Source organism: Ramlibacter sp. Leaf400 (genome assembly GCF_001424545.1).
Taxonomy (GTDB): Bacteria; Pseudomonadota; Gammaproteobacteria; order Burkholderiales; family Burkholderiaceae_C; genus Ramlibacter.
Window position 1 is genome coordinate 60,518 of the sequence record NZ_LMQL01000015.1, and the last position, 21,823, is coordinate 82,340.

Sequence of the window (21,823 nt, forward strand, 5' to 3'; positions counted from 1 at the left end):
GGGTGACCGGAAGCGGGCCGCCCGCAAGGATGGGTTGCTATAGTGCCCCGCCCATGTCCGATGCCTTCGATCCGCACCGCCGCCAGCTGCTGAAAGCCGCTGCCGCCGCGGCCGGCATGCTGGGCCTGCCCGGCTGCGCCGGCAGCCAGGGGCGCTGGCGCTCCGACCCCTTCACGCTGGGCGTGGCCAGCGGCTCGCCGGCGGCCGACTCAGTGGTGCTCTGGACCCGCCTGTTCCCCGGGTCGGGCGAGCTGCCCGAAGGTGGCCAGGCTGCGGTGCCGGTGCGCTGGGAAATGGCGCACGACCAGGGCTTCGCCCGCATCGCACAGCGCGGCGAGACGCTGGCGCTGCCGCAGCTGGCCCACAGCGTGCATGTCGAAGCCGCCGGCCTGGAGCCGGACCGCTGGTACTTCTACCGTTTCCACGCCGGCGACGCGACCAGCCCCATCGGCCGCACCCGCACCTTGCCGGCAGCCGATTCGCAGCCTTCGCGCCTTCGCCTGTCGTACGCGTCCTGCCAGCGCTGGGAGCACGGCCATTACGCGGCCTGGCGCCACATGCGCGAGGAGCAGCTCGACCTGGTCATGTTCCTGGGCGACTACATCTACGAGTACCCCAACGCCACGGCGGCGGTGCGAAGCTTCCCCACGCTGGGCTGGGTGCAGACGCTGTCCGAGTACCGCGAGCGCCACGCGCTGCACCGCGGCGACGCCGACCTTCAGGCCATGCATGCGCAATGCCCCTGGCTGCTGACCTGGGACGACCACGAGGTCCAGAACGACTACGCCGGTACGGTGCAGGGCGATCCCTACCCCTGGGGCATGAACGCGTCGGTCGATTTCGCGGCGCGCCGGGCCGCGGCCTACCAGGCCTACTACGAGCACATGCCGGTGCGCGCGGCCGAGTTCGGCCGCGCCATCGCGCAGGGCGGCGCCGCGGCCGGGTTGCGCCTGCATTCGCGCTACCGCTGGGGCCGCCTTGCGGACGTGCTGCTGCTGGATACGCGGCAGTACCGCGACCCGCAGGTGTGCACGCCGCGCGCGCCGCGGCCGGCCGGCCTGGTGGCGCCGTCCACCTGCGCCGCGTGGACGGACCCGCGCCGCAGCCTGCTGGGCACGGCGCAGGAGCAGTGGCTGGACGGCATGCTGGCCGAGGCGGGCAGCGGCTGGACGGTGATGGGCCAGCAGACGCTGTTCGGCCGCCGCGACAACCAGCCCGGCCCCGGCGAACTGCTGTGGAACGACGGCTGGGACGGCTACGGCCCCGCTCGCACGCGCCTGACCGGGTCGCTGCGCCGGCATGCGGTGCGCAACCCGGTGATGCTGGGCGGCGACGTGCACGAGAACTGGGTGGGCCACATCAAGGCCGACTACACGCAACCCGACAGCCAAGCCTTGGGCGTGGAGTTCTGCGGCACCAGCATCACCTCGCAGTCGGGGGCGCCGGAGCTGGTGCCGGCCCGGCTGGCCGAGAACCCGCACTTCGTCTTCGCCGACGGCCGCCAGCGCGGCTACGGCGTCACCGAGTTCACCCCGGGCCGCCTGACCACCACGTTGCGCGTGCTGGACGACGCGCGGCGGGCCGATGCCAGCGTCGCCACCCAGGCGCGCTTCACCGTCGAGGACGGCCGCCCGCGGCTGGAACGGGCCTGATGCGCACCCTGCTGCGGCAGGTGGGCGTGCTGTGGCTGCTGTTCATGGCCGCGCTGCCGCTGCAGGCGGGCGAGGTGCGGCTGTCGCCGGCGCCCAGCTTCAATCTCGCGCGTGCGCTGGAGTACCTGGAGGATCCGGACGGGCGACTCGGGCTGGAGGACGTGCTGCAGCCGCGGCACCAGGAGCGCTTCCGGCGCGTGGCGCCGTTCGGACCCGGCGCCAACTTCGGTTTCTCCCGTTCTGCTTACTGGCTCAAGGTCACCCTGGAGGCGCCGCAGGGCGTGCCCACCCGCTGGCTGCTGGAGGTCGCGTACCCGCCCCTGGACCACGTCGAGGTGTTCGCGCCGGCCGCCCCGTCCGGCTGGTCGCGGCAGGTGGGCGGTGACGCCCTGCCGTTCGCCGGCCGGGCGATCTCGCACCGCAACCATGTCTTTCCCGTGGAGCTGGCGCCGGGCGGCAAGACCACCCTGTACCTGCGGCTGCAGTCGAACAGCACCCTGTCGGCCCCGGTTCACCTGTGGCAGCCGGCCGCGTTGTGGGAACAGGACCAGTTCGCCTACACCGCGCTCAGCCTGTACTTCGGCCTGATGCTGGGCCTGATGTTCTACAACCTGCTGCTGTTCGCCTCGGTGCGTGAGATCGGCTACCTGCTCTACGCGGCCTTCGTCGCCACCATGGGCCTGGCGCAGGCTGCGCTCAACGGCTTCGGCCCGCAGTTCCTGTGGCCGCAGTGGACCGCCTTCAATACCGTGTCCGTGGCGGCCGGCCTGACGATGACGGCGATCTTCGGCCTGATGTTCGCGCGCAACTTCCTGGCCAGCGCGGCCCGCACGCCGCGGCTGGACAAGCTGCTGCTGGCGCAGATGGCCGGATGGGGCGTGGCCCTGGTGGCCGCGCTGCTCGTGCACTACCACGTCGCCGCCTACATGATCGCGGGGCTGGCGGTGTTGAGCGCGGTCACCCTGGCGACCATCGGATATACCAGCATCCGCCGCGGCCATCCGGGCGCGCGCTGGTTCTTCACTGCCTGGACGCTGCTGCTGCTTGGCGTAGTCACCCTGTCGCTGCACAACATGGGCGTGCTGCCGTCCAACGCGCTCACCGCCAATTCGCTGCTGATCGGCTCGGCCCTGGAGATGGTGCTGCTGTCGTTCGCTCTGGGCGACCGCATCAACGTGGCCCGGCGCTTCAAGGAGCAGGCCCAGGCCCGCATCGCCGCCGAGCAGGCGATGGTGGAGGCGCTCAGCCAGTCGCAGGCGCGGCTGCGCGCGACCATGTCCGAGCGCGAGGCGATCCTCAACAACGCGGTGGTGGGCATCGTGCTGTCGATCAACCGCCGGCACGAGTGGGTCAACGAGAAGTTCGCCCAGATGCTGGGCTACCCGCCGCGTGTGCTGATCGGCCAGTCGTCCATGTACATCCACGCCGACGAAGCCAGCTGGCTGCGCTTCGGCGAGGAGGCGCGCGCGGCGCTCATCGCCACCAACGGCTACACCTGCGAGCGGCAGCTCAAGCGCCGCGACGGCGGGCTGTTCTGGGTCGAGATGGGCGGCAGCTGCGTGCGGCCGCACGACCCGGACTCGGGCGTGATCTGGACCTTCCTGGACATCACCGGCCGCAAGAAGTCCGAGGCCGAGATCCGCGAGGCGCTGGACCAGCAGCGCGCGCTCAACGAGCTGCGCACCCGCTTCGTCGCCATGACCAGCCACGAGTTCCGCACGCCGCTGGCCGCCATCCTCTCGGCCGAGGAAGTGCTGCGCCACTACGGCGACCGGCTGCCGCAGGCCGAGCGCATGGAGACGCTGGACAGCATCGCCGCCGGCGTGCAGCGCATGTCCCGGATGATGGACAGGGTGCTGCTGCTGGGCCGCGCGGACGCCGGCATGCTGGACTTCGTGCCGGGCCAGGTCGACCTGCCGGCGCTGTGCCGCCAAGTGGTCGAGGAGGCCCGCGCCCAGCATCCGGGTTCACGCTGCCAGGTGGTGGCGCGCTGGGGGCCGGGGGTGGGCAAGGGCCTCTTCGACGAGAAGCTGCTGCGCCACATCTTCGGCAACCTGCTGTCCAACGCGGTGAAGTATTCGCCCGGCGGCGGCGACGTGGGGTTCCATGTGCGCCGCGAGCCGGGCGAGATGGTGTTCGAGGTGGTGGACCACGGCATCGGGATCCCGCCGGACGAGGTGCCGCACCTGTTCGGCTCGTTCCACCGGGCCAGCAACGTCGGGCAGATCCAGGGCACCGGGCTGGGCCTGGCGATCGTCAAGAACGCGGTGGAGATGCACGGCGGCCGCATCGAAGTGGCCAGCCAAATGGGAAAGGGCAGCCGCTTCACGGTGCGGCTGCCCTTCCAGGTGGAGACGGTGGCGGCGTAGGCGCCACCCGGGAACGTCACCTCGACGTTCCCGCCGCCGAGGCGGTCAGTGCGCGGTGGCGTGCAGGGGGCGCAGGTCCATCGGGCCGAAGAGCGGCAGGTCCATGCCGGCGTGCCGGGAGCGGTACTCGGCCCAGGCCGTCAGCGCCAGCATGCCGATGAAGCCGCCGGCGACCATCACCGGGTAGGCGCCCAGGATCTCGGTCAGCGTGAACTTCCAGTTGAGCGGACGGGCGATGCCCAGCATGGCGGCGTAGAACCAGGACACGCCCGAGACCGCACCGGTGAACAGCGCGACCAGGCGGCGGCGGAACGAAAGGTCCAGCAGCGAACCGGTCTTCTTCAGCCAGGGCAGCACGAACTGCTGGAGCGCCAGGCCGTTGATGGTCAGCAGGACCACCATGGCGATCTTGGACTGCAGCTTCGGGTTGGCCAGGGTGCCGGCGCCCTTGAGGTAGACGTCCAGCGCGACCAGGGCGACGCCGGTGATCCAGAGAACGATCAGAGAGCGCGACACCACGGTGTGCAGGCTCTTGAAGTGCGACGGGTCGGTCCGCTCGTCGCTGGCCCGCAGTAGTTTGCGGACCATGTCGAGATCACCCATGAATACAGTGCCGATGGCAACGCAGCAGGCGATCAGGTGGAGGTAAACAATACCCATCCGAATGAAATCGGTTTCCATGTCGTCAATTCCTCTACAGATTGATGGCAGTTCCCTGACCATTGAGAGTTGCCAGCGAGGGCAATCGGTCAAGACTGAAACGGGTGCTTGCGTCCCGAGAGATGGACTGTGAGGGAAAACGGGCGAAGTAGAACGTTCAGTTGCAACTCGCTGTAGCGCTGAGGTTCGCCGTGACACGGCCGAGCATGCGGTTTACGGTTGAGCAGGATGTCACCGCATATGGTCGGTTGCGGCCGAGCGAAAAACCGGCGGCGTGGATGTTCGCCGACGAACATTGAAACATCCCGAAACTAATCCGGGGCCTTTTCAGGCCGTCGGAGGGGGCCTACGAGCTCATCGGAAGGCGATGACGCGCTCATCGGCAGCCGCTGACGCGACCCCCGGGCGAGCGCCTACAGGCTCATCACTTCCAGCAGACGGTCGAGCCCACCTTCGTTGATGGCGACCATCGCCTGTTCGCGGACCTTGGGCTTGGCTCGGTAGGCCACCGAGAGGCCGGCCTCGCCCATCATGGGCAGGTCATTGGCGCCGTCGCCCACCGCGATGGCCTGCTTCGGCGAGATGCCCAGTTGCGCGCAGGTCTCCAGCAGCATCTTGCGTTTCTCCGCGCCGTCGCAGATGTCGCCCCAGGGCTGGTCGACCAGGCGGCCCGTGAGCTGGCCGCAGTTGGGGCCGGACTCGATCTCCAGCACGTTGGAGCGCGTGAAGTCGATGCCCAGGCGGTCGCGCACGCGGTCGGCGAAGAAGGTGAAGCCGCCCGAGACCAGCAGCGTCTTCAGGCCCGCGGCCCGGCAGGCTTCCACCAGCGCCTGCGCACCGGGATTGAGCTGCAGGCGCGAGGTGTAGACCAGCTCCATGTCGGCCACCGTCACCCCGCGCAGGAGCGCGACGCGGCGGCGAAGGCTTTCCTTGAAGTCGGCGATCTCGCCGCGCATCGTGGCCTCGGTGATGGCCGCCACTTCGTCCTTCAGTCCCACCGCGTCCGCGATCTCGTCCACGCACTCGATGTTGATCAGCGTGGAATCCATGTCGAAGGCGATCAGCCCGAAGTCCTTCAGGCGCAGGGGCGGGGCGAAGCCCTGGACCTGCAGGCCGGGCGCGAAATCTTGGTGCGGCATGGCCAGGATTGTCTCACCGGCCTCGAGCGGTTCACGGCTCCGGCGCCCCCGTGAACCGGCGCACAAGCGGCCCCAGCATGTCCAGCGGCAGCGGGAAGACGATGGTGGAGTTCTTGTCCGCGGCGATCACCGTCAGCGTCTCCAGGTAGCGCAGTTGCAGCGCCTGCGGCTGGCGCGCCAGCACCTCGGCGGCCTCGGCCAGCTTGTGCGAGGCCTGCAGCTCGCCCTCGGCGTGGATCACCTTGGCGCGGCGTTCGCGCTCGGCCTCGGCCTGCCGGGCGATGGCGCGGACCATGGTGTCGTTCAGGTCCACGTGCTTGATCTCCACGTTGGTGACCTTGATGCCCCAGGTGTCGGTCTGCGCGTCCAGGATCTTCTGTACGTCCAGGTTGAGGCGCTCGCGCTCGGACAACAGGTCGTCCAGGTCGTGCTTGCCCAGCACCGCCCGCAGCGTGGTCTGCGCCAGCTGGCTGGTGGCCACCAGGAAGTGCTCGACCTGGATGATCGCGCGGGCCGGGTCCACCACCCGGAAGTACAGGACGGCGCTGACCTTCACCGACACGTTGTCGCGGGTGATCACGTCCTGGCTGGCGATGTCCATCACCACCACGCGCAGGTCCACCCGCACCAGCTGCTGGATGCCCGGGATCAGGATCACCAGGCCCGGCCCCTTGACCTTCCAGAAGCGCCCGAGCTGGAACACCACGCCCCGCTCGTACTCGCGCAGGATGCGCAGGGCGGCGGCGAAGAACACCGCCAGCAGGAGGACCACGACGCCGAAGCCGATGCCAGCCACCATCTCGTTCTCCTCGACGTGAGGGCCCGTTCAGGCCGCAACCACTTCCAGCACGCCGTCGTGCAGGCTGCTCACCCGCACCCGGTCCCCCGCGCGCAGCTGCGCCGGGCCGTGCACCTTCCAGTGCTCGCCCTGCACCAGGGCCCAGCCCTGGCCGCCCGAGAATTCCAGCAGCTCGCCGCCGGCGCCCACCAGGGTCTGCGCCCCGGTCACCACCGGCCGCCGCTGCGACCGCGCCGCCATGCCGGCCACCAGCAGGACGAAGGCGGCGGTGACCAGCGCCAGCCCGCCGATCAGCGGCAGCGGGATGCCCAAGCCCGGCGCGTCGCTGTCGATCAGCATCACGCAGCCGAACGCGAAGGCCGCGATGCCGCCGAACCCCAGCACGCCGAAACTCGGCAGGAAGGCCTCGGCCACCAGGAAGGCGATGCCCAGCAGGATGAGCGCCAGGCCCGCGTAGTTGACCGGCAGCATCTGCAGCGCGAACAGCGCCAGCACCAGGCAGATCCCGCCGATCACCCCGGGTGCCACCATGCCCGGATTGCCGAACTCGAACAGCAGCCCGTACACGCCGACCATCAGCAGCAGCAGGGCCAGGCTGGGGTTGGTGATCACCGACAGCAGGTGGCTGCGCCAGTCCTCGTCGAAGGCCACCAGCGGCGCGTCGCGGGTCTGCAGCCGCCGCACGCCGGCGGCCAGCTGCAGCTCGCGGCCGTCCAGCTGCCGCAGCAGGTCGGGCAGGTCGGTGGCGACCAGGTCCACCACCTTGAGCTTGAGCGCCTCCGGTGCCGACAGGCTCACGGCTTCGCGCACCGCCTTCTCGCCCCATTCGGCATTGCGCCCGCGCAGCTGCGCCAGGCTGCGGATGTAGGCGGCGGCGTCCGAGATGCGCTTGGCCGCCAGCACATCGCCCACACCGGTTGCCGGCGAGCTGGCGCCCGACGCCGGCCGGGCCGCAGGCGCGGGGTTGTCCGGCGGTGGCGCGCCGGGCATGCCGATGGCGACCGGGGTGGCGGCGCCCAGGGTGCTGGCCGGCGTCATCGCCGCGACGTGGCTGGCGTACAGCAGGAAGGTGCCGGCGCTGGCGGCGCGGGCGCCGCCCGGCGCGACGAAGGTGGCGACCGGCAGCGGCGAGGACAGGATGTCCTTGATCATCCCGCGCATCGCGCCTTCCAGGCCGCCGGGCGTGTCGATCCGCAGCACCAGCAACTGGGCCTGTTCGCGCGTGGCCCGCTCGAGGCCGCGCCGCAGGTAGTCGGCGCTGGCCGGCCCGATCGCGCCATCGAGCTGCAGCACCACGATGGGCGCCGGGGCAGCGCTGTCCGCCAGGGCCCAGGGCGCGGCGAGCCACAGGGCCAGGAGGCAGAGCAGGCGGAGGGCGCGGCTCATGCGACCAGTCTAGGTCGGCGCTGGCGCGCGTCAACGCGATCGCTGGCTCGGCCGTGCGTGGCACGGCCGAGCTGCAAGCCTAGGCCGGCTCCGCCACTTTCGGTTGCCCCAGCGAACGCAGCACGTCGCGCACCATCTGCGCGCGATCCTTGGGTTCCTTGAGCTCGCGCTCGATGCGCAGCTTCTCGTTGCCGGCCAGCTTGATGTGGCGGTTCTTCTGCACCAGCTCGATGATGCGCAGCGAATCCACCGGCGGGTTGGGCCGGAAAGTGATGTGGGTGACGCCCGGCGCGGCATCGACCTTGACCACGCCGTAGGGCCGCGCCAGCACGCGCAGGCGATGCACGTCCACCAGCGTCTGCCCCTGCGGCGGCAGCCTGCCGAAGCGGTCGACCAGCTCCTCCAGCAGCGAGTCGATCTGGTCGGTGCTTTTGGCGGTCGCCAGCTTCTTGTAGAACGAAAGCCGCAGGTGCACGTCGCCGCAGTAGTCGTCCGGCAGCAGGGCGGGCGAATGCAGGTTGATCTCGGTGGTGACCTGCAGGGGCGCCAGCAGGTCGGGCTCCTTGCCCGCCTTGAGCGACTTCACCGCCTCGGACAGCATCTCGTTGTACAGCTGGAAGCCCACCTCCAGCATGTTGCCGCTCTGGTTCTCGCCCAGCACCTCGCCGGCGCCGCGGATCTCCAGGTCGTGCATCGCCAGGTAGAAGCCCGAGCCCAGTTCCTCCATCTGCTGGATCGCGTCCAGCCGCTGGGACGCCTGCTTGGTCAGGCTCTCGATGTCCGGGACCATCAGGTACGCATAGGCCTGGTGGTGGCTGCGGCCCACGCGCCCGCGCAGCTGGTGCAGCTGCGCCAGGCCGAACTTGTCGGCGCGGCTCATGACGATGGTGTTGGCCGTCGGCACGTCGATGCCGGTCTCGATGATGGTGGAGCACAGCAGCACGTTGTAGCGCTGGGCCACGAAGTCGCGCATCACGCGCTCCAGGTCGCGCTCGGGCATCTGGCCGTGCGCCACCGCGATGCGCGCCTCGGGCAGCAGCTGCTCCAGCCGCTCGCGGCGGTTCTCGATGGTGTCCACCTCGTTGTGCAGGAAGTAGACCTGCCCGCCGCGCTTCAACTCGCGCAGCACGGCCTCGCGGATGACGCCGTTGCCTTCGTTGCGCACGAAGGTCTTGATCGCCAGCCGGCGTTGCGGCGCGGTGGCGATGACGGACAGGTCGCGCAGGCCTTCCAGCGCCATGCCCAGCGTGCGCGGGATCGGCGTGGCCGTGAGCGTGAGCACGTCCACCTCGGCGCGCATCGCCTTCATCGCCTCCTTGTGGCGCACGCCGAAGCGGTGCTCCTCGTCGATGATGAGCAGGCCCAGGTTCTTGAACTTGATGGTGTTGGACAGCAGCTTGTGGGTGCCCACCACGATGTCCACGCTGCCGTCCGCCAGGCCCTTGGCGGCGGCCGTGATCTCCTTGCCCGAGCGGAACCGGCTCATCTCCGCCACCTTCACCGGCCACTTGGAGAAGCGGTCCACCAGCGTCTGGTAGTGCTGCTCGGCCAGCAGCGTGGTGGGCGCGAGGAAGGCCACCTGCTTGCCGCCGGTGACGGCGATGAACGCGGCGCGCAGCGCCACCTCGGTCTTGCCGAAGCCCACGTCGCCGCACACCAGCCGGTCCATCGGCTGGGGCGAGACCATGTCCTGGATCACCGCGTGGATGGCGGCGTTCTGGTCGGCCGTCTCCTGGAAACCGAAGTCGTTGGCGAACACCTCGTAGTCCTGCGCCGAGAAGCGGAAGGCGTGGCCCTCGCGCGCGGCGCGGCGGGCGTAGATGTTCAGCAGCTCGGCGGCGGTGTCGCGCACCTGTTCGGCGGCCTTGCGCTTGGCCTTCTCCCACTGGCCGGAGCCCAGCTTGTGCAGCGGCGCCTCGTCGGCCGACACACCGGTGTAGCGGCTGATCTGGTGCAGCTGGCTGACCGGCACGTAGAGCGTGGCCTTGTCGGCGTATTCCAGGTGCAGGAACTCGGTGCTGCCCTGGCCCAGGTCCATGTTGACCAGGCCCCTGTAGCGGCCGATGCCGTGCTGCGTGTGCACGACCGGGTCGCCCACGTTCAGCTCCGACAGGTCCTTGATCAGGGCTTCGACGTCGCTGACCTGCTCCTGCTTCTTGCGCCGGCGCGCGGTGGGCCCGGTGGCGAAGAGCTCGGTCTCGGTGACGAAGTCGATCGCCTCTTCGGCCCAGCGGAAGCCCTCGGTGAGGGCGGCGGTGGCGATGCCCAGCTTCTCGTCGCTGGCCTGGAACTCCTGCAGCGAATCGAAGGCCGGTGGCGCCAGGTGGCTGGCGCGGAAGAAGTCCAGCAGGCTTTCGCGCCGGCCGGCGCTCTCGGCCAGCAGCAGCACGCGGCCCGTGGAGGCGGACAGGTGCTGCTTGAGGCGGGCCAGCGGCTCCTCGGCGCCGCGAACCACGGACAGCTCGGGCAACTTCTCGAACTCGGCCCAGTCGGACTCCTCGGTGCGCGTGCGCAGCGCAAGCTGCGCGTGCTCGTTGGCGCGCGCATAGAACTGCTCGATGGTGAGGAACAGCGCCTCGGGCGGCAGGATGGGCCGCTCGGGGTCGCCCTGCAGCAGCCGGTGGCGGTCCCTGGTGTCCTGCCAGAAGCGCTGGAAGGCCGGCTCCAGCTCGCCATGCAGCACCAGCGCGGCCTGGGGACCCAGGTAGTCGAACACCGTGGCCGTGTCGTCGAAGAAGAGGGGCAGGTAGTACTCGATGCCGGCCGTGGCCACGCCGTTGCCCATGTCCTTGTAGATGCGGCTCTTGGTCGGGTCGCCCTCCAGCAGCTCGCGCCAGCGGCTGCGGAACTTGGCCCGGGCCTCGTCGTCCATCGGGAACTCACGCCCGGGCAGCAGGCGCACCTCGGGCACGGGGTACAGGCTTCGCTGGCTGTCCGGGTCGAACGTGCGGATGGAGTCGATCTCGTCGTCGAACAGGTCGACCCGGTAGGGCACCAGCGAGCCCATGGGGAAGAGGTCGATCAGGCCGCCGCGCACCGCGTACTCGCCGGGGCTCACGACCTGGGTGACGTGGTTGTAGCCGGCCAGCGTGAGCTGGGCCTTGAGCTTCGATTCCTGCAGCTTCTGCTGGACCGCGAAGTGGAACGTGTAGCCGGCCAGGAAGGCGGGCGGCGCCACGCGGTACAGCGCCGTGGTGGCCGGCACGATCACCACGTCGGCTTCGCCCTGCGAGATGCGCCACAGCGTGGCCAGGCGCTCGCTGATCAGGTCCTGGTGCGGCGAGAAGGTGTCGTAGGGCAGCGTCTCCCAGTCGGGGAAGAGGCAGCAGCGCAGGTCGGGCGCGAAGAAGGCCAGTTCGTCGATCAGGCGCTGCGCGTCGGTCGCGCCGGCCGTGACGATGGCGGTCGGATGGCCCGCGGCCTTGCCGCGCTCGGCCAGGCGGGCGAGCAGCAGGGCGTCCGCCGAGCCGGGCGGGCGGGGCAGCGCGAACCGCTTGCCGGGTGTGAGCTTGGGCAGGTCCATTTGTTTTTCGTGCAGCAAATGCAAACACCCCTCACGGCGCAGGTGAGGGGTGACGGGCCGATTCTAGAATGCCCCTCATCTTGGCCGTTGCCCCTCCACCGAATGTCCACGTGCGGTATCACGCCCTGATCCCGTCGGCGGGCACCGGCACGCGTGCGGGCACGGCGGGCCCCAAGCAGTACGAAAAGCTGGCGGGGCGGCTGCTGGTCCAGCACACGCTGGAGGCCTTCACCCGGTTGGGGCGCATCGCTTCGGTGCTGGTGGTGGTGGCGCCCGGCGACGAGCGCATGCCCACGGGGCCCGGCTGGCGCGTGAGCGCGTGCGGCGGGGCCACCCGCGCCGCCTCGGTGGCCAACGGCCTGGCCGAGCTGAAGGCCCAGGGCGCCGGCGACGACGACTGGGTGCTGGTGCACGACGCGGCCCGCTGCCTCGTCACCCCCGGACAGATCGACCGGCTGATCGACGCCTGCGGAGCCGATGCGGTCGGCGGCCTGCTCGCGCAGCCGCTGGCCGACACGCTCAAGCAGGAGGAGGGCGGCCGGGTGGCGCAGACGCTGCCGCGCGAGCGCAAGTGGCTGGCGCAGACGCCCCAGATGTTCCGCCTGGCGCTGCTGCAACGCGCGCTGGCGCAAGCGGGCGATGCGGTGACCGACGAGGCGTCGGCCATCGAGGCGATCGGCCTCAAGCCCCTGCTGGTGGCGGGCAGCGCGCAGAACTTCAAGGTGACCTGGCCGGAGGATTTCGCCCTGGCCGAGGCGGTGATCAGGAGCAGGACGAGATGACGGGAATGCGGATCGGCGAGGGTTGGGATGTGCATGCGCTGGTGCCGGGGCGGCCGCTGGTGATCGGCGGCGTGGTGGTGCCTTTCGACCGCGGGCTGCTGGGGCACTCGGACGCCGACGTGCTGCTGCACGCGATCACGGACGCGATCCTAGGGGCGGCGGGGCTGGGCGACATCGGCCGGCATTTCCCGGACACCGACGTTCGCTTCAAGGGCGCCGATTCGATGCTGCTGCTGACCGAGGCCGCCCAGCGCGCCGCGGCCGCGGGCTGGGCGATCGCCAACGTGGACAGCACGGTGGTGGCGCAGGCCCCCAAGCTGTCGCCGCACATCGAGGCCATGCGCGAGCGCATCGCCAAGGGGCTGGGCGTGCCGACCGCGCAGGTGAACGTGAAGGCCAAGACGGCGGAGAAGCTGGGACCGGTGGGACAGGGCCAGAGCATCGAGGCCCGGGCGGTGGTGCTGTTGACCGGAACTGGATCCCCACGTACGCCTTAGCTCCTCACGCGGGGATGACGGCGAGGACGCGCCCCGCCGTCAGCTGACTTCTTCGGTCTTCGGGCTGGCGGCCGGCGCCTCGCCGCTGCTCAGGGGCGAGCGCGGACGCTGCAGCTTGATGTGCGCGGCCAGGCCGCCCGAGGTGGTGTTGGCCAGCGCGAAGATGCCGCCCATGCGCTGCACCGTCTTGTCGACGATCGCCAGGCCCAGGCCGGCGCCGGTGGCGGCGGTTCGAGCCGCGTCTCCCCGGAAGAACGGCTTGATCAGGTTGGGCAGCGCCTCGGGCGCCACGCCCATGCCGTGGTCGCGCACCTTGAGCAGCACCCATTCGTTGCGCTGCTTGGCGGCGATGTCCACCACGGCGATGCCCGTCTCGGGCGTCTTGCCGTAGCGGCGTGCGTTCTCCAGCAGGTTGGAGACCACGCGCGCCAGTTCGACCTCGTCGGCCAGCACGTAGAGCTGCCGGGGCACGTCGGTGTTGATCCGCATGTCGCCGTGGTCCTGCACCGCATAGACGCAGGCCTCGATGACGTCACGCAGGTTGACCGGCCGCAGCTCGGCGTGGTCGGGGCGTGCGTAGTCGAGGAACTTGTCGATGATGGCGTCGAGCTGGTCGATGTCCGAGGCCATGTGTTCGCGGGCCTCGCGATCGGCCACGCTCATCTCCGTTTCCAGCCGCAGGCGCGCCAGGGGCGTGCGCAGGTCGTGCGAGATGCCGGCCAGCATCACGGCGCGGTCCTGCTCGATCTTGGCCAGCTGCTGCGCCATGCGGTTGAAGCCGATGTTCACCTCGCGGATCTCGCTGGTGACGGCCTTCTCGTCCAGGCGACTGGCATCGAAGTCGCCATCGCGAACGCGGCTGGCGGCGAACGACAGCTGCTTGAGCGGCCGGTTGATCAGGCGCGCGATCAGCGCGGCGCCGGCCAGCGACAGGCCGGCCGCCGTGATCAGCCAGATGAGCCAGGTGCGGCCGCCCACCCGGGTGAAGCGATTGCGGTCCATCAGGAGCCAGTATGAATCCGCATCGATCTTGAAGCCGACCCAGAAGCCTTTTTCTGCGTTGACCGCGGAGGCCAGCACGGTGCCGGGGCCCAGCCTTGTGACCAGCTCTTCCGACACACGCTCATCCAGGGAGGCGGAGTCGAACACGACGTAAACGTCGGTAGGCTTGCTCGGAAGGATTCGCACACCTTCCTGCTCGGCCAGCGTCTTGATGAGGGAGACGCGCGCGATGGCGTCGGAGTAACGAAGCGCCGCGCGGCTGAGGTTGACCAGCGAGGCGATCTGCTGGGCCGTCTGCACCGCGCGCGGCTCGAACTCGAGCGCGCGGAAGGTCTGCAGCCAGGCGACGATGGAGCCGATCAGCAGCAGGGAAAGCAGGAAGAAGGTGCGCCAGAAGAGCGACAGCCCGACCCGGGGGCGCATCTCCAGCGGCGCGGGAGCTGTTTCCAGCGGCGCCGGGCCCGTGACATTCATGCTGGTCGCAACGCCTCGAATCACCTGTCCCCTCTAGGAATGCATCGCCCCGGACTCGGCCGGGGCGGGTGAGAGGGTTGGATCAGCCCGCGCCGTCCGGCACGAACACATAGCCCACACCCCACACGGTCTGAATATAACGTGGGGCCGAAGGATCGAGCTCGACCAGTTTGCGAAGACGCGACACCTGCACGTCCAGGCTGCGGTCGAAGGGCTCGAACTCGCGGCCGCGCGCCAGCTGAGCCAGCTTCTCGCGCGACAGCGGCTGGCGCGGGTGCCGCACCAGCGCCTTGAGCATGGCGAATTCGCCCGTGGTCAGCGGCAGCTCGTCACCGTTCTTGCGCAGCGTGCGGGCGCCCAGGTCGAAGGCGAAGGGGCCGAACGTGACCACCTCGTTCTCGCTGGAGGGCGCGCCGGGTGCTTCCTGGGCCGGGCGGCGGCGCAGCACGGCGTGGACGCGGGCCAGCAGCTCGCGCGGGTTGAAGGGCTTGCCCAGGTAGTCGTCGGCGCCGACTTCCAGGCCCACGATGCGGTCCACGTCCTCGCCCTTGGCGGTGAGCATGATGATCGGGGTGCGATCATTGGCGGCACGCAGTCGGCGGCAGATGGACAGGCCGTCCTCGCCGGGCATCATCAGGTCGAGCACGATCAGGTCGGCCGTTTCGCGCAACATCAACCGGTTGAGCGCCTTGCCGTCTTCGGCCAGGATGACCTCGAAGCCTTCCTGGGTGAGATAGCGCCTGAGCAGGTCGCGGATCCGGGCGTCATCGTCGACGACCAGGATCTTGTCGGTCCGGGCAGCGGCTTGTGTCATGATGCTCCAAAACGTATTTGTAACAGAGCCGATTCTGAGGGCCTCGCCCAGCGAAAAACGGGGTTCGCCGCCGACACTGACACACTGTTACACAAGTTGCGGCAAGTGGGACTGCTTCACTTTCCAGCCGTGAACTTTCCTTCCCCTGCTACGTTGAAGTCGAGATGAACTTCCCTCTTTTCCCCCACAAGACGTATCGAATGCTCATTGCGGCAACCATTGTTGCCGCCGCCGTCCCTCTGCAGGCGCAGACGCTGCCGGTGCCCGAGAACGTGGTCCAGCTCACGGCCAGCGCGACCGTGGAAGTGCCCCAGGACTTGCTTTCCTTCGTCATGACGGTCACGCGCGAGGGCAACGACCCCGCCCTCATCCAGACCCAGCTCAAGGCGGCGCTCGACCAGGCGCTGGCCGACGCGCGCAAGGCCGCCAAGCCCGGCGAGCTGGACGTGCGCACCGGCAACTTCAGCGTCGGCCCGCGCTACGGCCGGGAAGGGCGCATCACCGGCTGGGTCGGCACGGCCGAGCTGCTGCTGGAGGGCACCGACTTCACCCGCGTGAGCCAGGCGGCCGGCCGCGTGCCCAACATGACGGTGGCCGGCGCCTCGTTCCGCCTCAGCCGCGACAAGCGCGAGCAGGCCGAGCGCGAGGCCCAGTCGCAGGCCGTGGCGCGCTTTCGCACCCGCGCCGGCGAACTCGCCAAGGGCTTCGGCTTCAACGGCTACAGCCTGCGCGAGGTGTCGGTGCACGCGCAGGAGCCGGGCGTCCCGCCGCGGCCGCGCATGATGGCGATGGAGGCCAAGGCTGCCTCGGCCGATGCGCCCATGCCGGTCGAGGCCGGCAAGGCGGCCGTGATGGTTAACGTGTCGGGTTCCGTACAGCTTCGCTAGCCTGCGTCCGACAGGCCGGCGCCGCCGCCGGCCGCGACACTCGGCGACCATGCTGGCCGAGGTCACCGATGCAACCGTGAGCCCCGACGCGTCGAGCGCCGGGCCCGAACTGTTCGTCCTGATCAACCCCGGCTCCGGCGACACCGACGCGCAGGAGCGGCGCGCCGTCATCGCTCGCGTGTTCGGCGAAGCCGGCCGGCGCTTCCGCTTCGTCGAACTCGAAGGGCCCTGGGACCTGGCCAAGGCCAGCGAGGCCGCCTGTTCGCTGGCGCACCCGGATGGCGGCATCGTCGTGGCCGTGGGCGGCGACGGCACCCTCAACACCGTGGCACAGGCCGCATGGAAACGCGGCTGCGTGCTGGGCGTGCTGCCCCAGGGCACCTTCAACCTGTTCGGCCGGGAATGGGGCATCGCGCAGGACCTGGAGACCGCGGCGCGCGTGCTGCTCGACGCCCAGCCCCAGCCGGTGCAGGTGGGCCAGATCAACGACCGCATCTTCCTGGTCAATGCCAGCCTGGGCCTGTACCCGCAGCTGCTGCAGGACCGCGAGGCCTTCAAGAAGCAGCTGGGCCGCCACCGCTGGGTGGCCGCGCTGGCCGGGCTGACGACCATCTTGCAGTGGCGCTCGCAGCTGGCGCTGGAGATCGAGATGGATGGCCAGCGCACGCTGCTCAAGACGCCCACGCTGTTCGTGGGCAACAACCGGCTGCAGCTGGAGCGGGTGGGCATGGAGCCGCACGTCGCATCGCGGGTGGGCGAGGGCTGCCTGGCCGCCCTGATCGTCAAGCCGATCAGCACCTGGACCATGGTGTGGCTGATGCTGCGCGGCGCGTTCGGCCGGCTGGGCGACGCGGACGAGGTGCGCAGCTTCGCCTTCCGCACGGTCACCGTGCGTGCATTGCGCCGTCGGCGCATGAAGGTCGCGGCGGACGGCGAGGTGGGCGTGATGACGCCGCCGCTCATGTTCAAGGTGGCGGACCGGCCGCTGCTGCTCATGGTTCCGCGTCCGGAAGATCGGGCGCCGGTCGAATGAGCCTGCTGCTGCACATTTCCGATCCCCATTTCGGCACCGAGATGCCGCCGGTGGTCGAGGCCTTGCGACAGGTCGCGCGCGATCTGCGGCCCGACGTGGTGGTGCTGAGCGGCGACATCACGCAGCGCGCCCGCACGGCGCAGTTCGCCGTCGCCCGGCAGTTCTGCGATTCGCTGCACGTGCCCCATGTGCTGACCCTGCCCGGCAACCACGACATCCCGCTCTACAACCTGTGGGCGCGGGTGTTCAATCCCTACGGCGGCTACCGCGCGGCCTTCGGCGACGAACTCGAACCCGAGCTGGACCTCGATGACCTGCTCGTGCTGTGCGTCAACACGACCCGGCCCTCGCGCCACAAGGACGGCGAAGTCTCGAAGGCGCAGATCGAGCGGGTGGCCCGGCGCCTCGAGGGCGCGCGGCGCGAGCAGCTGCGCATCGTGGTCACCCACCAGCCGGCGTGCGTGATGCGCGAGGAAGACGAGAAGGATCGCCTGCATGGCGGCCACCGGGCCGTGCAGGCCTGGTCCAAGGCCGGGGCCGATCTGGTGCTGGGCGGCCACATCCACCTGCCGTACCTGAGCGACCTTTGCGCCCGCGTGAAGGGCACGCAGCGCACCATGTTCTGCCTGCAGGCGGGCACGGCGGTGTCGCACCGGGTGCGCTTCGGCACGCCGAACTCGATCAACGTGCTGAGGTGGTCAGCGCCGGCGGCGGAGCTGCCGCGCGAATGCACGGCGCAGCGCTGGGACTACGACCTGGCCGACCAGCGCTTCGAGCTCACGCACAACCACGACCTGAAGCTCGCGGAGTGAAGTTCGGGTAGCGCTACTGCGCGGCCCAGCCGCCATCCATGTTCCACGCCACGCCGCGAACGTTGTTGGCGGCGGGCGAGCAGAGGAACACCGCAAGTTCACCCAGCTCTTCCGGCGTGGTGAACTGCATCGAGGGCTCCTTCTCGCCCAGCAGGCGCTTGGTCGCTTCCTCGTTGGTCCAGCCGTTGGCCGCCGCCTTGGCGTCCACCTGCTTTTGCACCAGGGGCGTGAGCACCCAGCCCGGGCAGATCGCGTTGCAGGTGACGCCGGTGGTGGCCGTCTCCAGCGCGACCACCTTGGTCATGCCCACGATGCCGTGCTTGGCCGCGACGTAGGCGACCTTGTCGGACGAGGCCACCAGGCCGTGCACCGACGCGATGTTGATGATGCGGCCCCAGTTGGCCGCCTTCATCGCCGGCAGCGCCAGCCGCGAGGCGTGGAATGCGCTGGACAGGTTGATGGCGATCACCGCGTCCCAGCGCTCGGGCGGGAAGTCCTCCACCTTGGCCACGTGCTGGATGCCGGCGTTGTTGACCAGGATGTCGACGCGGCCGAACTGGCCGGCCGCGTACTTCATCATGTCCTCGATCTCGGCCGGCTTGCTCATGTCGGCGCCGTGGTAGCCCACCTTCACGCCCAGCTTCGCGACCTCGGCCTTGGGGCCTTCGACGTCGCCGAAACCGTTGAGCACGATGTTGGCGCCCTGTTTCGCGAGCGCCTTGGCGATGCCGAGGCCGATGCCGCTGGTCGAGCCCGTGACGAGGGCGGTCTTGCCGGTGAGCATGGAACTGTCTCCGTATTCGGTTGGTACGATCTGGCGCATGCGCCGGGTCCCCGTCCGGGGACGCGCGGAAGTATCGGACATTTGCCCCATGGTCACCCCTAAGCTGAACTACGTACCCTGTGCCGACGCTGACGGCGGCCACCGCATGGCGTACTGGAGCTGGGGCGACGACGAGGCGGCGCGCGTGGTCATCTGCGTGCACGGGCTGTCGCGACAGGGGCGCGATTTCGACGTGCTGTCGCAGCGGCTCATCGAGCGCAGCCGCGATCCCGTCCGCGTGGTCTGTCCCGACGTGGTGGGCCGCGGGCGCAGCGAGTGGCTGAAGAACCCGCAGGGCTACCAGCTGCCCACCTACGCCGGCGACATGCTGGCGCTGCTGGCCCAGCTCCAGGCGCAGGCGCCCATCGCCGATCTCTCGTGGTTCGGCACCAGCATGGGCGGCCTGATCGGCATGGGCATCGCGGGCTCGCCCAAGCTGCCCCTGCCCACGCCGATCCGCCGGCTGGTGCTCAACGACGTCGGGCCCGCGGTGCAGTGGGCGGCGATCCAGCGCATCAGCGGCTACCTGGGGCAGACCGGCCGCTTCGAGGACCTGCAGCAGGCGGCCGACGCCATGTGGAAGATTTCCACCTCCTTCGGCCCGCACACGCCGCAGCAGTGGCTGGCGCTGTCCGAGGCCATGGTCAAGCCGCTGGACGGCGGCGGTCTCACGCTGCACTACGACCCGGCCATCTCGGTGCCGGTCAAGGCCATGACCGAGGCCCAGGCCGCCGAGAGCGAAGCGGCGCTGTGGACCCTCTACGACGCGATCACGGCGCGCACGCTCATCACCCGGGGCGCGCAGTCCGACCTGCTGTCGCGCGAGACGGCGCTGCGCATGATGCAGCGCGGCCCGCGCGCCGAGCTGATGGAGTTCGAGGGCGTCGGCCACGCGCCGACCTTCGTCGCGCCGGAACAGGTCGAGGCCGCCGTCAGCTTCCTCCTGCGGCCATGAAGCGCCAGATGGCCGAACCCGCGCAGGGCGGCCCGGTCCCCGAGCTGATCGCGGTGACCGAGCAGGCCCTGCCGTACCAGACCGACGCGCTGGCGCGGGCCCGTGCTTTCGCCGAGCCCTTCATCGCGTCGGAGACGCTGGACACGGGCGAGAACACGCTCGAGCACGCCGATGCCGTGGCCGCCATCCTGAAATCCATGGGCGGCTCCGAGGCGATGCAGGCCGCCAGCTACCTGGTCTATGCGTCCACGCACCTGAACAAGCCGCACGAGGTCATCGCCAAGGCCTTCGGCGAAAGCTATGCCGCGCTGGCGCTGGAGACCACGGCCCTGGTGCGCGTGCAGCGCCAGGCGAGGGCGGCCGACGAGGCCCCGCGGCCGCTGGACGACACCAAGGCCCAGACCGAGAACGTGCGCAAGATGCTGCTGGCGTTCTCGCGCGACCTTCGCGTGGTGATGCTGCGGCTGGCCTCGCGCCTGCAGACGCTGCGCTGGCACGCCGCCCGCAAGGTCCCGGCGCCGCCCAGCGTGGCCCGCGAGTCGCTCAACGTGTTCGCGCCGCTGGCCAACCGCCTGGGCATCTGGCAGGTCAAGTGGGAGATGGAGGACCTGGCCTTCCGCTTCCTGGAGCCCGAGACCTACAAGCAGGTCGCGCGCCTGCTGGACGAGAAGCGGGTGGAGCGCGAGGCCTTCGTCGAGCAGTTGCGCCAGCGCCTGCAGGCCGAGCTGAAGGCCCAGGGCATCCGCGCGCAGGTGCAGGGCCGCCCCAAGCACATCTACAGCATCGTCAAGAAGATGCGCGGCAAGGCGCTGGACTTCGCCAAGGTGTTCGACGTGCGGGCGCTGCGCGTGATCGTGCCCGAGGTGCGCGACTGCTACGAAGCGCTGTCGTGGGTGCACGAGCAGTTCGAGCCGATCGCTTCGGAGTTCGACGACTACATCGCCCGGCCCAAGCCGAACGGCTACCAGTCGCTGCACACCGTGGTGCGGGACGAGGCCGACCGGCCGATCGAGATCCAGATCCGCACGCAGAAGATGCACGAGCACGCCGAGCACGGCGTGGCCGCGCACTGGGCCTACAAGGAGGCGGGCAGCAAGGGCTACTCGGGCGTGTCGGCCGCGGGCGAGTACGACGCCAAGATCGCCGTGCTTCGCCAGCTGCTCGCGTGGGAACGCGACCTGGCCGGCGCGAGCAAGGGGCTGTTCGAGGACAGCATCTACGTGCTGACCCCGAATGCCGCCATCGTGGAACTGCCGCAGGGCGCCACGCCGGTGGACTTCGCCTACACGGTGCACACCAGCCTGGGCCACCGCTGCCGCGGTGCGCGCGTCGATGGGGCCATGGTGCCGTTGAACACGCCGCTGCAGAACGGCCAGACCGTCGAGATCGTGGCCACCAAGGAGGGCGGGCCTTCGCGCGACTGGCTCAACGCCGACCTCGGCTTCCTGGCCAGCCACCGCGCCAAGGCCAAGGTGCGCGCCTGGTTCAACGAGCAGGTGCGCCACGAGACCATCGCCCGCGGTCGCGAGTCGGTGGAAAAGCTGCTGCAGCGCGAAGGCCGCACGTCGCTGAACCACGGCGACCTGGCCACGCAGCTGGGGTTCAAGACGCCCGACGACCTGTTCTTCGTGGTCGGCAAGGACGAGTTTTCGCTGCGCAACATCGAGACGCTGCTGCATCCGCCCGAGGCGCCGCTGCCGCAGGACGAGTACCTGCTGCTGAAGAAGGCGCGCCCCTCCGGCCGCTCGGCCAAGGGCGGCGTGCTGGTCGTGGGCGTCGATTCGCTGATGACGCAGCTGGCGCGCTGCTGCAAGCCGGCGCCGCCGGACGAGATCGCCGGATTCGTCACGCGCGGCAAGGGCGTGAGCATCCACCGCACCGACTGCAGCAACTTCCGCGAGATGGCCGCGCGCAACGGCGAGCGGGTGATCGAGGTGGAGTGGGGCCGGCCCAAGGCCGACGGCGGGGCGGTCTACCCGGTGGACGTCGCCGTCGAGGCGGCCGACCGCCAGGGGCTGCTGCGCGACATCTCCGAAGTGTTCGCCAAGGAGAAGATGAACGTGATCGGCGTGCAGACGCAGTCGGTGCGCGGCACGGCCTGGATGACTTTCACGGTGGAGATCGCCGATTCGGCGCGGCTCGGGCGCGTACTCGGCCTGGTGCGTGAGGTGTCGGGTGTGCGGCTCGCGCGCCGGCGCTGAAGGAGGCGCCTGATC

At 69.9% G+C, this 21,823-nt stretch carries 17 protein-coding genes; 9 read left to right on the top strand and 8 right to left on the bottom strand.

Translation table 11 applies throughout. From position 1 onward, the window contains the following. Positions 1-53: 53 nt before the first annotated feature. Positions 54-1,652, top strand: a complete 1,599-nt coding sequence (locus ASG30_RS21420; RefSeq protein WP_055901994.1) for an alkaline phosphatase D family protein — start codon at positions 54-56, stop codon at positions 1,650-1,652. Next, positions 1,652-4,021, top strand: coding sequence for a sensor histidine kinase (locus tag ASG30_RS21425; protein WP_055901998.1), 2,370 nt, complete (start codon positions 1,652-1,654; stop codon positions 4,019-4,021). The genes ASG30_RS21420 and ASG30_RS21425 overlap by 1 nt, the downstream gene beginning before the upstream one ends. A gap of 45 nt (positions 4,022-4,066) precedes the next feature. Here ASG30_RS21425 and ASG30_RS21430 read toward each other — a convergent pair whose 3' ends face one another. From ASG30_RS21430 to mfd, 5 genes are all read right to left on the bottom strand, one after another. Beyond that, entirely contained in the window at positions 4,067-4,609 is a 543-nt protein-coding gene (locus ASG30_RS21430) for a hypothetical protein (RefSeq protein ID WP_200947337.1), read from the bottom strand. A gap of 485 nt (positions 4,610-5,094) precedes the next feature. Next, a complete protein-coding gene (serB, locus tag ASG30_RS21435; protein WP_055902004.1) occupies positions 5,095-5,820 on the bottom strand; it encodes a phosphoserine phosphatase SerB in 726 nt (241 codons plus the stop codon). Between the two features lie 31 nt (positions 5,821-5,851). Beyond that, positions 5,852-6,619: a slipin family protein gene (locus tag ASG30_RS21440; protein WP_055902006.1), complete on the bottom strand. Its 768-nt coding sequence runs from the start codon at positions 6,617-6,619 to the stop codon at positions 5,852-5,854. Between the two features lie 27 nt (positions 6,620-6,646). Next, on the bottom strand, positions 6,647-8,005 hold the full coding sequence (locus ASG30_RS21445) for an NfeD family protein (protein ID WP_055902009.1): 1,359 nt from the start codon (positions 8,003-8,005) through the stop codon (positions 6,647-6,649). 79 nt (positions 8,006-8,084) lie between these two features. Next, positions 8,085-11,528 carry a transcription-repair coupling factor gene (gene mfd / locus ASG30_RS21450; protein WP_055902017.1) on the bottom strand — a complete coding sequence of 1,148 codons (3,444 nt, stop codon included), beginning with the start codon at positions 11,526-11,528 and terminating at the stop codon, positions 8,085-8,087. 68 nt (positions 11,529-11,596) lie between these two features. On the opposite strand from mfd, the gene ispD reads away from it, so the two are divergent. After that, the gene (ispD, locus tag ASG30_RS21455; RefSeq protein ID WP_055902020.1) at positions 11,597-12,310 is read left to right on the top strand and encodes a 2-C-methyl-D-erythritol 4-phosphate cytidylyltransferase; all 714 of its coding nucleotides are present in this window, start codon (positions 11,597-11,599) and stop codon (positions 12,308-12,310) included. A gap of 5 nt (positions 12,311-12,315) precedes the next feature. Then, complete coding sequence (gene ispF / locus ASG30_RS21460) at positions 12,316-12,807, top strand: 2-C-methyl-D-erythritol 2,4-cyclodiphosphate synthase (protein ID WP_200947339.1); 492 nt, start codon at positions 12,316-12,318, stop codon at positions 12,805-12,807. Between the two features lie 39 nt (positions 12,808-12,846). Here the strand turns inward: ispF and ASG30_RS21465 are convergent, their stop codons facing one another. Both ASG30_RS21465 and ompR read right to left on the bottom strand, forming a co-directional pair. Then, entirely contained in the window at positions 12,847-14,283 is a 1,437-nt protein-coding gene (locus tag ASG30_RS21465) for a sensor histidine kinase (RefSeq protein ID WP_055902029.1), read from the bottom strand. Between the two features lie 82 nt (positions 14,284-14,365). Then, positions 14,366-15,097 (bottom strand): osmolarity response regulator transcription factor OmpR, encoded by a 732-nt coding sequence (ompR, locus tag ASG30_RS21470; RefSeq protein WP_055902032.1) that lies wholly within the window; start codon positions 15,095-15,097, stop codon positions 14,366-14,368. Between the two features lie 200 nt (positions 15,098-15,297). Here ompR and ASG30_RS21475 point away from each other — a divergent pair, with 200 nt between their 5' ends. From ASG30_RS21475 to ASG30_RS21485, 3 genes are read left to right on the top strand one after another with little or no spacing between them, the layout of a single operon-like run. Then, complete coding sequence (locus ASG30_RS21475) at positions 15,298-15,984, top strand: SIMPL domain-containing protein (RefSeq protein ID WP_235579867.1); 687 nt, start codon at positions 15,298-15,300, stop codon at positions 15,982-15,984. A 49-nt stretch (positions 15,985-16,033) separates the two neighbouring features. After that, positions 16,034-17,017 carry a diacylglycerol/lipid kinase family protein gene (locus tag ASG30_RS21480; protein ID WP_055902038.1) on the top strand — a complete coding sequence of 328 codons (984 nt, stop codon included), beginning with the start codon at positions 16,034-16,036 and terminating at the stop codon, positions 17,015-17,017. Then, the gene (locus tag ASG30_RS21485; RefSeq protein ID WP_055902040.1) at positions 17,014-17,829 is read left to right on the top strand and encodes a metallophosphoesterase family protein; all 816 of its coding nucleotides are present in this window, start codon (positions 17,014-17,016) and stop codon (positions 17,827-17,829) included. Before ASG30_RS21480 ends, ASG30_RS21485 begins: the two co-directional genes overlap by 4 nt. A gap of 13 nt (positions 17,830-17,842) precedes the next feature. Here ASG30_RS21485 and ASG30_RS21490 read toward each other — a convergent pair whose 3' ends face one another. Continuing rightward, positions 17,843-18,613 (bottom strand): 3-hydroxybutyrate dehydrogenase, encoded by a 771-nt coding sequence (locus ASG30_RS21490; protein ID WP_055902041.1) that lies wholly within the window; start codon positions 18,611-18,613, stop codon positions 17,843-17,845. 88 nt (positions 18,614-18,701) lie between these two features. On the opposite strand from ASG30_RS21490, the gene ASG30_RS21495 reads away from it, so the two are divergent. Beyond that, a complete protein-coding gene (locus ASG30_RS21495; RefSeq protein ID WP_055902043.1) occupies positions 18,702-19,607 on the top strand; it encodes an alpha/beta fold hydrolase in 906 nt (301 codons plus the stop codon). Next, positions 19,604-21,808 (top strand): RelA/SpoT family protein, encoded by a 2,205-nt coding sequence (locus ASG30_RS21500; protein WP_055902046.1) that lies wholly within the window; start codon positions 19,604-19,606, stop codon positions 21,806-21,808. Before ASG30_RS21495 ends, ASG30_RS21500 begins: the two co-directional genes overlap by 4 nt. The last annotated feature ends 15 nt before the right edge of the window (positions 21,809-21,823 follow it).